Source organism: Pseudonocardia xinjiangensis (assembly GCF_050948425.1).
Taxonomy (GTDB): Bacteria; Actinomycetota; Actinomycetes; order Mycobacteriales; family Pseudonocardiaceae; genus Pseudonocardia; species Pseudonocardia xinjiangensis.
Map to the genome: position 1 here is coordinate 6,004,242 of NZ_CP192009.1, position 13,291 is coordinate 6,017,532.

Consider the following 13,291-nt stretch of genomic DNA (forward strand, 5'->3'; position numbering starts at 1 on the left):
AAGGGCCTCTTCGGGGGAGCCCGCCGACCGGCGGCAAATGTATCGCGTACGCCACCGTCGACCAAAGCGGGTAACACTATCGTACGAATAAAGTACGGACAGTCAGGTTACGCGTCTGATCGTGCTTGTTAAGCCCGGGAGAATTGCCGCGGAACAGGCGCCCGACAACGGAGAGTCGGCTCATTATCACCCGAACGGAGGCGTACCTTATCGACGGCGCGCCCGAGAGGCGAACGCTCTCACCAGGCGCTGTTGCCGGGCCGGTCGGCCGTCCCCGTTTCGGCTCGTTCCGCGGCCGCGCCAGCGCCGCGCTCAGTCGAGGACCGCGGTGGCCTCGACCTCCACCAGATGATCGGGCACGTCCAGCGCCGCGACGCCGATCAGCGAGCCCGGCGGGACCGGGGTCACTCCCAGCTTCGCAGCCGCCCGGGCAACTCCCTCTCCGAAGAGGGGCATCTTGTCGGGGGTCCAGTCGGCGACGTAGACGGTCAGCTTCACGACGTCGTCGAAGGAGCCACCGACCCCGGCCAGTGCGGTGGCGACGTTGAGGTAGCACTGCTCGACCTGGGCGGCGAGATCGCCCACGCCGACCGTGCGCCCGTCGGCATCCCAGGCGACCTGACCGGCGATGAACACCAGCTTCGTACCGGTGGCGACCGACACCTGCCGGTACGCCTCGACCTGCGGCAACCCGTCGGGGTTCACCAGGGTGACGGCCATGCATGACTCCTTGTCGTGAGAGCCCGTGGTTCACGGACCCCGTAACCATAGCAATGCGATGCTATGTAATTTGGCGTCATGGCCAGGACGAAGGACCCCGCGGTCCGCACCGTGCTCGTCGAACGGGCCGCACGCATGCTCCGGACCCGCGAGCCCATCACCCTGCGATCACTGGTGGCCGGGACCGGTGTCTCGACGATGGCCGTCTACACCTACTTCGGCGGCATGGACGGCATGTGGAAGGCCCTGCGGCAGGAGGGCTTCACCCGCCTGGCGAGCAGGTTCGCGACGGTGCCCACGTCCGCGGACCCGGTGCAGGACCTGACCGCGCTGGTCGCCGCCTACCTCGGCAACGCCCTGGATCACCCGGACCTGTACCGGGTGATGTTCGACGCGAACTTCGACCTCGAAGACCTCACGGCCGCGGACGCGACCCTCGAGCATCTGGTTCGCGCCGTCGACCGATCCAGGCAGGCCGACCGCTTCCGCGCCGACACCGACCCGCTCGAACTGGCCACCCAGAGCTGGGCCATCGCCCACGGGCTGGTCTCCCTGGTCGCCAACGGCCCCCTGCCGCACAGCACGCTCGCCAACGGCGTCCCCCTGCTGACCGCACTGTTCGTCAGCAGAGGAGACGACCCCGACAGGTGCCGACTCTCGGTGGAGAACGGCTGGACACTGCCACCGGAGCGGCCGGGGCCGGCGTAGCGGCGACGCTTCGAGAGGCGTTGATAGGTTCAGCAGGTGGACCTCCCAGCGCCGGCACCGTCGATTCGGGGAATGGCCGATCTGGCCACCCCCATGTCCATCCGGGTGGCCGCGACGCTGAGCCTGACGGAGCGCGCGGGGGGCGGCGCCACGGCGGAGCAACTCGCCTTCGATACCGGAACCGCGGCGCCGGCGCTCCGACGCTTGCTCGATCACCTCGTCACGATCGGTGTCTTCGCCCTCGATCCGGAGTCCAGCCGCTACCGGCCCACGACCCTCGGTGCCCAGTTGAGCGAGGACGCCCCGGAGGGGATCAAACCCCTGCTCGACATCAACAGCGCCGGTGGACGCGCCGAACTCGCCTTCGTCGAACTGCTCGGGACGATCACCACAGGCGCTCCGGCCTACCCGCACCGATACGGGCGCGAGTTCTGGACGGACCTCGACGCCCACCCGGAACTACGGCGCTCGTTCGACGCCCAGATGAACTGGCGGTTCCGGGTACAGGCGACACAGATCGCCCAACGCTTCGACTGGAGCCGGTTCCCTGAGATCCTCGACGTCGGCGGCGGGGACGGGACCGTGCTCGCGGCGATCCTGACCGCCCATCCCGACGTTCGCGGACGGGTCCTGGACCTACCCCCGACGGCTACCGCTGCCATCGGCAGATTCGCCGCAACCGGACTCGATGACCGGGCCGGGGCGGTGTCCGGCAGCTTCTTCGACCCCTTGCTCGCCGGTGCCGACGCCTACCTTCTGTCCGACATCCTGCATGACTGGGACGACGACCACGCCCGCCAGATCCTGGCCGGGTGTCGCCGGGCCGCCGCGCCCGACGGCACCGTGGTGGTGATCGGGCCGGTGCGAGGGCAAGGCGCCGACACCGCGATGGACCTGTTCATGCTGATGTGCTTCGGCGGCCGGGAGCGGACGGTCGACGAGCTGGCCGAGCTGGCCGCCGACTGCGGGCTCACGCTCCGCGCCTCAGCACCAGTGGCCGAAGGGCGGACGGCACTGGAGTTCGCAGTCCCGCCCCTGTGATGGGCGATCCCGACTCTCCCGATCTACGATCGAGAAAGCTCAGGTATATGCAGTGCCGCCACGTCGCGGATTGCATCCGCAGTCTGAGCCGGCAACTGGTCGCTCGTCTCGATGACAATGGCGCCGACGACCCGTCCAGCAGATCTGAGCTGCTCTGCTTCACCCACGGCCGACTGCAGAATCTCTGCCTGCCGCTCTCCGTCGACACCCCGGATTTCATCACCCGCCAGAAGGGGTGACTCCCCCGCGGCCCTACGCGCGATTCTGTCAGCCAAAGCGGCCGAATCAGCCACCAATTCAACGAACAGTGCGGGGTCCGAGCTGCTCAGCTTGGCTGCTACCGAAGCGTCGCGATCCACAGCGATGAGCACCTGCGCCCCGGCCCGCTTGTAGGAATTCCACAGCGCAGCCGTACGCGCCGCACTGACCTCGACCGGAGGGCTCGGGTGACTGAAACGTAGTTGGCCGATGTCGACAAAAGCCGCCGAGACGCCTTCCTTCCAGAGGTCGTGAAGAAGCTGCCAGCAGGCCGTCGACTTCCCCGTCGCGGTCGCACCCGTGACGACGAGGACGGATCCACCGGATGCGGGCTCCATGTCGGACTCTCCCATCTCCTGGACAGGGGCCTCGTCCGTCTCGACATCGAATTGGTTCAAGAGCTCGTCGACCGTCTCATCAGGCCGCTGGCCCGTCGTATCGAACGAAGCCCCGAAGGCCGTTCGGTCCAACTGCTCAGCGAGGATCATCAGCTGCTCCAGAAGCCCGGCCGGCGACCCCCGACCAAGAAAGCGACGCCTCAGTTCATCTCTCTCACACACCAGTCGCACGACACGGAAATCCGCGATATTCCCCAGTGGATGACCAGCCAAATAGGGTTCGATCCCAACGTCTGGATCGATCACTCCGGACACGATGATCCGCCGAGCTCCTGCCAACCGGAGAACTGAGAGCTGCACGAGCAGGTTCTCGATCTTGATTCGATGACTTGCGTCGCCACCGCCCGGAGGAGGACCGATCAAGCCGAGCTGATCCATATCCAGATAGGCGACGTCTGCGCCGCGGGCCGCAATCTCTTTGAACAGACCCCAACCAACTGTTGATTTCCCCGTCCCGGGGGCGCCGCTGACCCAGAGGACCTGCATCTGGTGGGTGCTCATCACGGCCGACGGTACGGCGGCAGATCAAGCGAATTCCGCCGGCACTACAGCTCGGTCCTGATGGAACGGCACATCAGGTCAGGACGATGGCTCCTGGTACAGCCCGCGCTTCGAGATGTACTGCACGACCCCGTCCGGCACCAGGTACCAGACGGGACGGCCGTCGGCGACCCGGCGCCGGCAGTCGGTGGACGAGATGGCCATCGCGGGCACCTCGACGAGCGTGACGGAGCCGTCCGGCAGGTGGTGGTCGTCCAGCTCGTAGCCGGGCCGGGTGACCCCGACGAAATGGGCCAGGTCGAACAGCTCGTCGAGCTTCTGCCAGGAGAGGATCTGGGCCAGCGCGTCGGCGCCGGTGATGAAGTAGAGCTCCGACCCGGGACGCTGCCGGTGCAGGTCGGTGAGCGTGTCGGTGGTGTAGGTGGCCCCGCCGCGGTCGATGTCGACCCGGCTGACGGTGAAGCGGGGGTTGGACGCCGTGGCCACCACTGTCATCAGGTAGCGGTCCTCGGCCGCGCTCACCTCGCGCTCGGACTTCTGCCACGGCTGCCCCGTGGGCACGAACACGACCTCGTCGAGACCGAAGCGGTCGGCCACCTCGCTTGCGGCCACGAGGTGGCCGTGGTGGATGGGGTCGAACGTCCCGCCCATCACCCCGATCTTGCGCTTCACCTCATGCAGAGTAATGCGCGCGGCGAAACACAGTCGCAACTCAACGGCCGTAGCGTCATCTGAACCAATCGGTTCAACAAGCGCAGGAGACCGCCATGCACCTGAGTCCCGACCTCGCAGCGGCCTGTCTGGTGCCCCGCAGGGTGTCCACCCCGGAGGAGGCACGGGACGTGATCGCCGCCGACGGGGCGGCGATCGTCGGTGGTATCGCCGACGAGGAGGCGGCCATCGCCTTCGGCCGGGACGTGCTGGGCGAGGATCTCGTCCGGATCGGACGGCAGATCGAGGCCACCGCACGGCGTGCCGCCGCCGACGGCGCCCGCGTCGACGAGCAGCCGCCCGACGCCCGCGGCCGCAAGCGCCGGATCTCGGGCGACACCGCACTGCCGATGCCCCCGCACAACGACGGGTTCGCGTTCGGTGACCACGCGCCGGACCGGCTCTTCCTGTACGGCGCCCGACCGGCAGCCGTCGGCGGCGAGTCCTTCCTCATCGATGGCGTGGCGCTGCTCGACATCCTCGACCAGGACCCCGCGAACGCCGAGATGGTGCAGTTCTGCCGCACGGTCGACATCGACCACTCGGAGCCCAACTTCCCGCAGGACCGGTTCTCCCCGATCCTGCGCACCACCCCGGCAGGACGGCCGCAGGTGCGCCACCACCCCTATCTGGCGCCGGTCATGGGCCCCGACGAGGCGGCGCAGTGGCCGTTCGTCGAGCACTGGAAGGCCGCGGTGACCGCGGCGCGCGACACCGGCGCCCGCTTCCGGCTGGAGGCAGGCGACATGGCCTGCGTGGACAACTACCGGCTCTTCCACGGCCGCCACGGCTACACCGATCCGGCACGGGTGCTCTACTCGATCTGGGGCTGGAGCACTGCGGCCGTCGCGGTGCCGACCGGCGCGCTGGACATCGTCAACCCGCAGAACCCGGCTCAGCTCGCCGGCTGACGCACCTCGGCCGGGACCCGTTGCTCGGTCGCGGCCCGGCAGCGTTGCGCGAAGGCGGCGGCGGCGGCCGCGTAGGTCGCCGTCACCGCCTCGTGGTCGCCGGTGGAGATCAGGTCAAACTGCAGGCCGCGCCACAACGCGACGATCTCGCGGGCCAACCCGGCTGCGGGAGCGGCCGGAACCCCCTCGGCGCGCAGCGCGGCGGCCACCTGGTTGGTCCAGTCGTGGCCGACCCTCGCGAGGAACTCGTCGAAGCGGCCGGGGTTGTGGGCGGCCTGCCCGAAGATCTCGAAGAACAGCCGGTGGAACGGGAGGTTCTCCGGGGCGGCGATGCCCCTCCAGCAGTTCAGCAGGCGGTCGACCAGCGGCGTACCGGGCTCGTCAAGTGCGGTCATGGCCGCGGCGAAGGCCGGGAACCGGCGCGACGCCTCCAGCAGCGCCTGCCCGATCAGCTTCTCCTTCGAGCCGAAGTAGTAGAGCAGCATGCGGTTGTTCGTACCGATCGCCGCGCCCAGCCCACGCAGCGTCATCTCGGCGATGCCCTGCTCGAGCACGTGGTCGGCAGTCAGCCGCAGCAGTCGGTCCCTCTCGGGCTCCGCGCCACCGTCCACCATGGCGCATCACGCTACCCGGGCTGCCCGGAAGCCCTTCTCGTTACGTCCGGGCGCCGAGAGCGCAACACGCCAGCAACCGTTGATCCCTAGCGTGGCTGAACCGCTCGATTCACCGGAGTCCGAGATGCGAGCACGAGGCAGCGCCACCCCGTCCCCCACCGACACCCCCTCCGCCGGGGCCATCACCCTGCGCGGGATCGTCAAGGAGTTCCCCCTGCGGCGCGGCACGGCGCTGCGGGCCCTGGATCGTCTCGACCTCGAGATCGCCCGTGGCGAGTTCGTCGCGCTGCTCGGCCCGTCAGGCTGCGGGAAGTCCACCGTTCTCCGGCTCGCCGCCGGTCTCGAACAGCCCACCGATGGCGAGGTGCTCGTCGAGGGCCGCAGCCCCGCGGAGCTAATCACGGCGCACCGGCTGGGCGTCGCGTTCCAGGAACATGCGCTGCTGCCATGGGCCAGTGCACGCTCCAACGTCGCGCTGCCGTTCCGGGTGGCCGGGCGGCAGGTCGACCGCGAGCGCGTCGACGCCCTGCTCGAGCTCGTAGGACTCGCCGGCTTCGAGGACGCGCGGCCCCGCCAGCTCTCCGGCGGGATGCGCCAGCGGGTCGCCATCGCCCGCGCGCTCGCGCTGGAGCCCGACGTCCTGCTGCTCGACGAACCGTTCGGAGCGCTCGACGCGGTCACGCGGCGGCGGATGAACCTCGAGCTGGCCCGGATCTGGATGGAGCAGCAGATCACCACCCTGCTGGTCACCCACGACGTCGACGAGGCCGTGCTGCTCGCCGACCGGGTCGTCGTGATGACGGGCAGGCCGGGCCGGGTGCGGCACGTGCAGCAGGTGGAGATCCCGCACCCGCGGGGCAGCGACGTCACCCGCGACCCGGAGTTCCACGCACTCGTCGACCGGCTCACCGGGATGCTCGACGACCCCGAGCCAGCTGCAGCGGCCTCGTGAGCCGGGCCGCCGTCGGAGCAGCCGCGCTTCCCCGCAGCCCGGGGCTGGCCGCGGGCGGAGTTCTCACGTTGCTGGTGCTCGTCGAGGTCGTCGGCCGGCTCGGACTCGCCGGGCCGGGCTGGCCCCCGCTCACCGCCGTGCTCGGTTACGTGGCCGAGCCCGCAGCACAGCAACTGCTGGGCCGCGCGCTCGTGGCCACCGGCTCCGCCGCGCTCGGCGGGTTCCTGCTCGGAAGCGTCGCCGCGCTGCTGGTGGCCGCTCTCAGCGTCCTGCTGCCGGCCACGGCTCCCGGGCTCGACCGCCTCGCGGCCGTCGTCAACGCGGTCCCGCTCATCGCCCTGGGGCCCCTGCTGATCACCACTGCCGGCCGGGAGGCCACCCCGACCCTCGTCGCCGCACTGGCCGCGGGCTTCGCCCTGTTCGTCGCCGCGACGTCGGCACTGGCGTCGGCGAGCGACGCCCAGCGCGACGTGTTCGCCGTGCTCGGCGCGGGCCGGGCCCGCACGCTGCTGCGACTTCAGCTGCCTGCCGGGCTCCCGCTGATCGTCGACGGGCTCACCCTCGCCGCTCCGGCCGCGGTGCTCGGCGCCGTCATCGGGGAGTGGTTCGGCGCGCGGCGTGGACTCGGCGTGCTGCTGGTCAGCTCCATGCAGAACGTCCAGACCAACCAGTTGTGGGCCGCCGCGCTCACCGCGGCCGCGCTGTCGCTGCTCGCCTACGTCCTGCTGGTGGCACTGCGCGCGGCCGTGAACCGGAGGTTCCAGTGACCCAGCTTGCGAGCGAATCATCGCTGCCGGCGTCCCGGCAGGCTCCGGTGGGCCGGGAACACCCCTCCCGGCCCTCGCCGGTGCGGCTGGTCGCGCACGGGCTCGGCCGCGTCGCCTCCCGGTACTGGACGGTGGCCGCGTTCGTCGTCGGGTGGCAGCTCTGGTCGTCCCTCGGCGGCTACAACCGGATCGTCGTCCCGGCGCCGGCACTGGTGTTCACCGACGTGTTCGGCAACCTCGACGCCTACCTGCCCGATCTCGGCTGGACGCTCGCCATGGCCGCGGGCGGACTGGTCGTGGGCATGGCGCTGGGCTCGGGGCTCGCGGTCGCGGTGTGGGCGTCGCGGATCGCCTCGGGCATGATCACACCCTTCGCGCTCGTCATGCGGTCGGTGCCGGTGGTGGCGATGATCCCGGTGCTGGCCAGGGTGCTCGGCTACGGCTGGGTCACCGTTCTGGTGATCACCTCCGTGGTCTCGTTCTTCCCCGCCTTCGTGTTCGTCGGGGCCCGGCTGCGCGACGCGCCGCAGGCGACGTCCGACCTGATGGCCGTGCTGGGCGCGGGGCGCTCCACCGTGCTCCGACTGCTGCTGCTCCCCCACGCCGTGCCCGGGCTGCTGGTGGCCTTCCGGCTCACCGCCCCGACAGCGGTGCTCGCGGCGATGCTCGCGGAGTACCTGATGGGTGGACGGGGCCTCGGCACGTTGTTCGCGCAGTCGGTCAGCTTCTACCAGCCCGACCGGGCCTGGGGCACCGCGCTCGTGGCCACGGTCGTCTCCGTCGCCTGCTTCGTGGCCGCCCGGGCCGTCGAGCGCTGGGGCGTCGTCCGGTTCACCTGACTCCTGCCGACGCATCCCCACGACCCCCCGATCCCCGAACCTGAGGAGACCCATGTCCAGCGACCCCGCACTCTGGTCCCGCCGCCGGTTGCTGCGCACAGCAGGCATCGCCGGTCTCGGCCTCGGTCTGGCCCCCGCGGCGCTCGCCGCCTGCGGCGCCGGTGGCGACACCGGCGGCGGCGGAACGACCTCGGTCCGGGTCGCGCTGGGCTGGATCTCCAACGTCGAGTTCGCCGGCTTCTGGATCGCCGACGACCGCGGCTACTACACGCAGGAAGGCCTCGACGTGGAGTTCATCCCCGGTGGCCCGAACGCGCCGGATCCGACGCAGACCCTCGCCGCTCGGGGCGCCGAGATCGCCATCCCTGTGGCGCTGCAGGCGTTCCTCTCTGCCGTCAACCAGGGCAACGACTTCGTCGCCTACGGGACGATGTTCCAGAACGCGCCGTCGGCGCTGCTGTCGATGGCGCGCAGGCCGGTGCGCACCGCGCAGGACATCGTGGGCGCCCGGGTACTCGGGCAGCAGGGGGTGCAGCCCTACATCGACGCGGCGATGCGGCTGGCCGGCGTGCCCGTCGAGTACCAGTTCATCCCCGTCGGATACGAGCCGAGCCCGCTGGTGGACGGTCAGGGCGACGTCTACACCTGCTTCGCCACCAACCAGCCGATCACGCTCGAACAGCAGGGCCTGGTCCAGGATCGGGACTTCATCGTCACCACCTACCAGCAGCTCGGGCTGGAGCAGTACGCCAGCGTGCTCTGCAGCGAGCGTTCCTGGCTCGACGCCAACCGGCCGACGGTCGAGAAGTTCATGCGCGCGACGATCCGCGGCTGGCAGGACAACGCGGCCGACCCGTCGGTCGCGGCGCACCTCGCGGTCGAGAAGTACGGTGCGGATCTCGGCCTCGACCTCGCCCAGCAGACCAGGGAGAACGAGTTGCAGATCCCTTACACCGAGAGCGACCTGACGGCATCCAGCGGGCTGTTCCGGATCGACCCGGCCCGCCTCTCCGGCCCGATGTACAAGGCATACACGGCGGCCGGGGTGACCCCGCTGCCCGACGTCGCGAAGATCGTCGACACCGCGGTGCTCGACAACGTCTTCCAGGGCAAGGCCACCGTCTCATGACCCGTGACCTCGCCCGGCTGCCGAAGGCCCACCTGCACCTGCACCTCGAGGGCGCGATGCGCCCGTCGACGCTCGCCGATCTGGCCGCCGCGGCCGGTGTGCCGGTCCCGCCGGTGCGGGGCTACACCTCGTTCGCCGAGTTCGGTCTGCAGTACCGCGCGGCGTCGGCGTTGATCACCACGGAGGACCACCTGCGGCGCGTGGTGCGCGAGGTCGTCGACGACGCCGCGGACGACGGCGCGCTCTGGGTGGAACCGCACTTCTACCCGCCGCGCTACACCGGGCAGCTCGGCACCTCCGAGGACGTGCTCGAGATCGTCCTCGACGAGGGGCAGCGCGCCGCGGCGGCCCGCGGGATCGGGTGCGGCTGGATCGTCTCGGCGCTGCGGGACTTCGACCCTGCCCAGGCCGTGGAGCTGGCGAAGCTGGCCGCCCGGTACGCGGGCGCGGGCGTCGTGTCGTTCGGGCTGGCCGCCGACGAGGCGCTGTTCGGGCCGGAGCCGTTCGCGGAGGCGTTCGGGATCGCCCGCGACGCCGGGCTGATCTCCGCTCCGCACGCCGGCGAGCTGGCGGGGCCGGCCAGCGTCTACGGCGCGCTCGACGCCCTCGGCGCGCGGCGCATCTGCCACGGCGTCCGCGCGATCGAGGACCCGGCGCTGGTGGAGCGGCTCGCCACCGACGAGATCGTGCTCGACGTGTGCCCGACGTCCAACGTCATGCTCGCCGTCGTGCCGTCCTTCGACGAGCACCCGCTCGTCCGGCTGCTCGATGCGGGCGTCCGCTGCACCCTCAACGGGGACGACCCGCTCCTGTTCGGCCCCGGGCTGCTCGCGGAGTACGAGCTGGCGCGCGACACGATAGGGCTGTCCGACGAGCGGCTGGCACAGCTCGCGCGCTCGTCACTGGTGGGCTCGGGCGCTCCGGCGGAGCTCGTGTCCGACGGTGTGGAGCGCGTCGAGGAGTGGCTGACGACCCCGGTGTGACGCCGGATCAGCGAGCGGCGTTCTTCACGAACCCGGTGTCCGCGTCGCGCAGCGAGGTGTCTCCGCCGTGCCAGCCGCCGCGGACGTGGCGGCGCACGGTGTGGTCGTCGGTGGCGCGAGCGGCGGAGTGCCAGAGGTACGCGTCGTGCAGGATCACGTCGCCACGCTCGGCGTAGACCGGGATCTCCCCGCGGATCTTCTCGAAGCCCAGCGGCATGGGCGCGGGCGGTGGCGTGTCGGTGTAGCCGCGGGCGGCGGGCGTGCCCTCGGGCACGGCCACGTTGTTGATGTTCTCGAACGGCGACGCCGTGGCCCAGAGGTGGCTGCCGGGCACCACCCGGAGGAACCCGTTGGCCGGGCTGGTGGCGTCGATGTGGATCGTGAACGCCGTGCCCGGCCAGATGTCGAGGTGCGGGACGGCCTGCCAGTCCGCGTGCCAGCCGATGCGGGTGTAGCCGGACTCCCGGCCCGGCCGGGCGTCCTGGTAGACCACGCCACCTCGCGCCGGCCAGTGGTCCGGGCCGAGGATCCGCGTCACGAGCTCCACGAGGGCCGGGTTGGCGAGCGCCGCACCGATCGTCGGGGCGAGCTCCTCGACGCGCTCCACGTAGTTGACGACGTGCTCGGCCTTGCTCTCGTCGTCGAGGTACTTGCGGGAGCCGTGCCGCGCGTCGAGCTCACCGGCGAGCACGCCCTGCTGGGCGGCCACGCACTCCGCCTCCAGCGCGTCGATCGCGCTCTCGTCCAGCAGGCCGCGCAGCACCACGAAGCCCCAGCGGTCGTAGCAGGCCTTCGCCGCGTCGGAGCCATCGGCGGGGGCGAACACGCCGAGGTCGGTGAAGGCGGTCAGGTCCGGAACGGTCACGTCGACTCCTCTGTATGAACCGGGCGGTTCACACAGTGTGAACGATGACGGTGCGAGTCCGCGTTACGTTCCAGTGAAGGGGTCGAGCGGCCTACGCGCCGGCCCCCGCGGCCAGGGCATCGGCCAGGAAACGCAGCTCGCGGTGCATCGTGTCCTGGCCATCCTCCGCGTGGCGGGCCACCGAGTGCCGGTAGCTGACGGCCGAGGCCAGCAGGTGCGCGGCGCTGTCCACATCGGCGGCGGCGCAACCGCTCGGTCGGGCCGCCGCGACGACGGCGCGGATCTGCTCCACCAGGCGGGCGAAGCGCGCACGCAGTGCGTCGAGCACGGCGGGATGGGTGTCGGCCTCCCGCCAGAGCAGGTGCGAGAGCATCGCCGACGAGTCCAGGGTGCGGTCGAGGACATCGACCAGGCGGTGCAGGCTCGCCGCGACGTCGCCGGGCACCACCACGTTCGCCGGGTCGAGGTGCTCCTCGGGCAGCCGCTCGACCAGTGCCGTCAGCAGGTCCGGCTTCCGCTTGAAGTAGTAGTGCACCAGGCCCTTCGGCACGCCCGCCCGCTCCGCGATCCGTGACGTGGGCGTGGCGTCGAAGCCGTGGCCGGCGAAGAGTTCCTCCGCCGCGGCCAGGATCCGGTCGCGCGCACCCGGCTCGGTCATGTCGCACTCACCACCCGTCCATCGTGGCGCCGCCCATCCTGACGCGCAGCACGGCCGTGGCCAACCGGGCCACGGCCGTGCTGTAGATCTTCCTGTTACCGGCTCAGTGCTGTCCGGCCAGCCCCCGGTGCTCCGCGTTGGCGGCCGGCAGGGCGGCGAGCCCCACGGCGACCGTCAGCACGCCGGCGACCCAGGACGTCCAGGACGCCCCGCCCAGGTCGCTGTAGCCCAGCACCCACGGCGAGATGAACAACAGCACGCCCAGCACCGCGTGCACGTACTCACTGGCCACCGAACCCGGCTGCGCCAGCGACCAGAGCGCCGTGGCGGCGATCAGCACACCGAACACGATGAGCGTCCACAACGCGGTGGCGTCGGTGCTCACCACGATCGGCGACAGGAGCGTCAGCACGCCGATCACCAGCGCTGCCCAGTCCTGCCACCGGTGCCATGACCTTGCGGTCATCGCGATCACCCTTCCCTCGTGGAGATGAGATCCAATGAGTTGATGATGCGCCTGACTGGCCGCCCGGTCAAGTTTGTGGAGAGGCGTCCGGTGCGACCTCCGCCACACCGCGTCAGCGCTGGTAGGCGTGCCGGAACTGGATGCTGATGCGGGGCCCGACCAGGCGCGTCTTGGGTACGGAGTGCTGCCACGTGCGCTGGCAGGAGCCCCCCATCACGAGAAGGTCGCCCGGCCCGGGGAGGTACCCGATCGACGCGCCGCCGCCGGTGGGACGCAGCCGGAAGGGGCGGACCGCACCGAGCGAGACCAGAGCGACGATCGCCTCCGGAAGGTCACGGGCGACGCGATCGCCGTGCCAGGCGACGCTGTCGGCGCCGTCCCGGTAGAGGTTGACGCCCACCTGCGTGAACGCGACGCCGTAGCGCTCGCTCAGCACCCGCGCCATCTCGCCGAGCTCCGCGGGCGGGACGGGGCCGTGGTCGAGGCGCCAGCGATGGGTGAGGCGGGGCTCCGGCACGACCCGGTCGTACATCCGCACCTCCCGGCCCGCCCACGGCGTGGTGTCGAGGAGCCGGGCGAAGAGCCCGTCGGCACCACGGCACCACCCGGGCCCGTGGTCGACCCACGCCCCCTCCCCCAGCTCACGGCGTCGGACCCCGGAGAAAGCAGCGTCGATCTCGACGCCGTCAGCGGCGGCGTCGAGCAGCGACGGCTGCCAGGCGAGGTCGAAGGGCGACACGCAGGCGACGGTACCTCGAATCGAACATCAG

Annotated in this window: 16 protein-coding genes; 8 read left to right on the forward strand and 8 right to left on the reverse strand. The window is 70.9% G+C overall.

The features are described 5' to 3' along the window. Positions 1-312: 312 nt before the first annotated feature. On the reverse strand, positions 313-720 hold the full coding sequence (locus ACQPZA_RS28250; protein WP_433275198.1) for a RidA family protein: 408 nt from the start codon (positions 718-720) through the stop codon (positions 313-315). Between the two features lie 78 nt (positions 721-798). Here ACQPZA_RS28250 and ACQPZA_RS28255 point away from each other — a divergent pair, with 78 nt between their 5' ends. Both ACQPZA_RS28255 and ACQPZA_RS28260 read left to right on the forward strand, forming a co-directional pair. After that, positions 799-1,428, forward strand: coding sequence for a TetR/AcrR family transcriptional regulator (locus ACQPZA_RS28255; protein WP_433275199.1), 630 nt, complete (start codon positions 799-801; stop codon positions 1,426-1,428). A gap of 72 nt (positions 1,429-1,500) precedes the next feature. Next, on the forward strand, positions 1,501-2,469 hold the full coding sequence (locus tag ACQPZA_RS28260; protein WP_433275200.1) for a methyltransferase: 969 nt from the start codon (positions 1,501-1,503) through the stop codon (positions 2,467-2,469). A gap of 23 nt (positions 2,470-2,492) precedes the next feature. Here ACQPZA_RS28260 and ACQPZA_RS28265 read toward each other — a convergent pair whose 3' ends face one another. Both ACQPZA_RS28265 and nadD read right to left on the reverse strand, forming a co-directional pair. Next, positions 2,493-3,626: a hypothetical protein gene (locus tag ACQPZA_RS28265; protein ID WP_433275201.1), complete on the reverse strand. Its 1,134-nt coding sequence runs from the start codon at positions 3,624-3,626 to the stop codon at positions 2,493-2,495. 78 nt (positions 3,627-3,704) lie between these two features. Then, entirely contained in the window at positions 3,705-4,298 is a 594-nt protein-coding gene (gene nadD, locus ACQPZA_RS28270; RefSeq protein WP_169395693.1) for a nicotinate-nucleotide adenylyltransferase, read from the reverse strand. Between the two features lie 95 nt (positions 4,299-4,393). On the opposite strand from nadD, the gene ACQPZA_RS28275 reads away from it, so the two are divergent. Beyond that, positions 4,394-5,248, forward strand: coding sequence for a TauD/TfdA family dioxygenase (locus tag ACQPZA_RS28275; RefSeq protein ID WP_433275202.1), 855 nt, complete (start codon positions 4,394-4,396; stop codon positions 5,246-5,248). Here the strand turns inward: ACQPZA_RS28275 and ACQPZA_RS28280 are convergent. Continuing rightward, positions 5,233-5,862: a TetR/AcrR family transcriptional regulator gene (locus ACQPZA_RS28280; RefSeq protein WP_433275203.1), complete on the reverse strand. Its 630-nt coding sequence runs from the start codon at positions 5,860-5,862 to the stop codon at positions 5,233-5,235. The genes ACQPZA_RS28275 and ACQPZA_RS28280 overlap by 16 nt on opposite strands. A 124-nt stretch (positions 5,863-5,986) precedes the next feature. Between ACQPZA_RS28280 and ACQPZA_RS28285 the strand changes: the two genes are divergently transcribed. Genes ACQPZA_RS28285 through add form a run of 5 tightly spaced genes read left to right on the forward strand, consistent with a single transcriptional unit; the run spans position 5,987 to position 10,532 of the window. Continuing rightward, positions 5,987-6,814 carry an ABC transporter ATP-binding protein gene (locus ACQPZA_RS28285; protein ID WP_433275204.1) on the forward strand — a complete coding sequence of 276 codons (828 nt, stop codon included), beginning with the start codon at positions 5,987-5,989 and terminating at the stop codon, positions 6,812-6,814. After that, positions 6,811-7,581, forward strand: coding sequence for an ABC transporter permease (locus tag ACQPZA_RS28290; protein WP_433275205.1), 771 nt, complete (start codon positions 6,811-6,813; stop codon positions 7,579-7,581). The genes ACQPZA_RS28285 and ACQPZA_RS28290 overlap by 4 nt, the downstream gene beginning before the upstream one ends. Then, on the forward strand, positions 7,578-8,420 hold the full coding sequence (locus ACQPZA_RS28295) for an ABC transporter permease (protein ID WP_433275206.1): 843 nt from the start codon (positions 7,578-7,580) through the stop codon (positions 8,418-8,420). The genes ACQPZA_RS28290 and ACQPZA_RS28295 overlap by 4 nt, the downstream gene beginning before the upstream one ends. 52 nt (positions 8,421-8,472) lie before the next feature. Next, positions 8,473-9,549, forward strand: a complete 1,077-nt coding sequence (locus ACQPZA_RS28300; RefSeq protein ID WP_433275207.1) for an ABC transporter substrate-binding protein — start codon at positions 8,473-8,475, stop codon at positions 9,547-9,549. Then, positions 9,546-10,532, forward strand: a complete 987-nt coding sequence (gene add / locus ACQPZA_RS28305; RefSeq protein WP_433275208.1) for an adenosine deaminase — start codon at positions 9,546-9,548, stop codon at positions 10,530-10,532. The genes ACQPZA_RS28300 and add overlap by 4 nt, the downstream gene beginning before the upstream one ends. A 7-nt stretch (positions 10,533-10,539) precedes the next feature. On the opposite strand, the gene ACQPZA_RS28310 is transcribed toward add, so the two are convergent. The 4 genes from ACQPZA_RS28310 to ACQPZA_RS28325 form a co-directional block, all read right to left on the reverse strand. Then, a complete protein-coding gene (locus ACQPZA_RS28310; RefSeq protein WP_433275209.1) occupies positions 10,540-11,397 on the reverse strand; it encodes a phytanoyl-CoA dioxygenase family protein in 858 nt (285 codons plus the stop codon). 91 nt (positions 11,398-11,488) lie between these two features. Further along, positions 11,489-12,055 (reverse strand): TetR/AcrR family transcriptional regulator, encoded by a 567-nt coding sequence (locus tag ACQPZA_RS28315; protein ID WP_433275210.1) that lies wholly within the window; start codon positions 12,053-12,055, stop codon positions 11,489-11,491. A gap of 103 nt (positions 12,056-12,158) precedes the next feature. Then, complete coding sequence (locus ACQPZA_RS28320) at positions 12,159-12,521, reverse strand: SPW repeat protein (RefSeq protein ID WP_169395690.1); 363 nt, start codon at positions 12,519-12,521, stop codon at positions 12,159-12,161. Between the two features lie 112 nt (positions 12,522-12,633). Then, a complete protein-coding gene (locus ACQPZA_RS28325; protein WP_433275211.1) occupies positions 12,634-13,260 on the reverse strand; it encodes an alpha-ketoglutarate-dependent dioxygenase AlkB in 627 nt (208 codons plus the stop codon). Positions 13,261-13,291: the final 31 nt, after the last annotated feature.

Excerpts from the sequence above, each read along its gene's own strand:
- ACQPZA_RS28250 (WP_433275198.1), bottom strand. The coding sequence starts at position 720 with ATGGCCGTCACCCTGGTGAACCCCGACGGGTTGCCGCAGGTCGAGGCG.
- ACQPZA_RS28255 (WP_433275199.1), top strand. The coding sequence starts at position 799 with ATGGCCAGGACGAAGGACCCCGCGGTCCGCACCGTGCTCGTCGAACGG.
- ACQPZA_RS28260 (WP_433275200.1), top strand. The coding sequence starts at position 1,501 with ATGGCCGATCTGGCCACCCCCATGTCCATCCGGGTGGCCGCGACGCTG.
- ACQPZA_RS28265 (WP_433275201.1), bottom strand. The coding sequence starts at position 3,626 with ATGAGCACCCACCAGATGCAGGTCCTCTGGGTCAGCGGCGCCCCCGGG.
- ACQPZA_RS28275 (WP_433275202.1), top strand. The coding sequence starts at position 4,394 with ATGCACCTGAGTCCCGACCTCGCAGCGGCCTGTCTGGTGCCCCGCAGG.
- ACQPZA_RS28280 (WP_433275203.1), bottom strand. The coding sequence starts at position 5,862 with ATGGTGGACGGTGGCGCGGAGCCCGAGAGGGACCGACTGCTGCGGCTG.
- ACQPZA_RS28285 (WP_433275204.1), top strand. The coding sequence starts at position 5,987 with ATGCGAGCACGAGGCAGCGCCACCCCGTCCCCCACCGACACCCCCTCC.
- ACQPZA_RS28300 (WP_433275207.1), top strand. The coding sequence starts at position 8,473 with ATGTCCAGCGACCCCGCACTCTGGTCCCGCCGCCGGTTGCTGCGCACA.
- add (WP_433275208.1), top strand. The coding sequence starts at position 9,546 with ATGACCCGTGACCTCGCCCGGCTGCCGAAGGCCCACCTGCACCTGCAC.
- ACQPZA_RS28315 (WP_433275210.1), bottom strand. The coding sequence starts at position 12,055 with ATGACCGAGCCGGGTGCGCGCGACCGGATCCTGGCCGCGGCGGAGGAA.
- ACQPZA_RS28320 (WP_169395690.1), bottom strand. The coding sequence starts at position 12,521 with ATGACCGCAAGGTCATGGCACCGGTGGCAGGACTGGGCAGCGCTGGTG.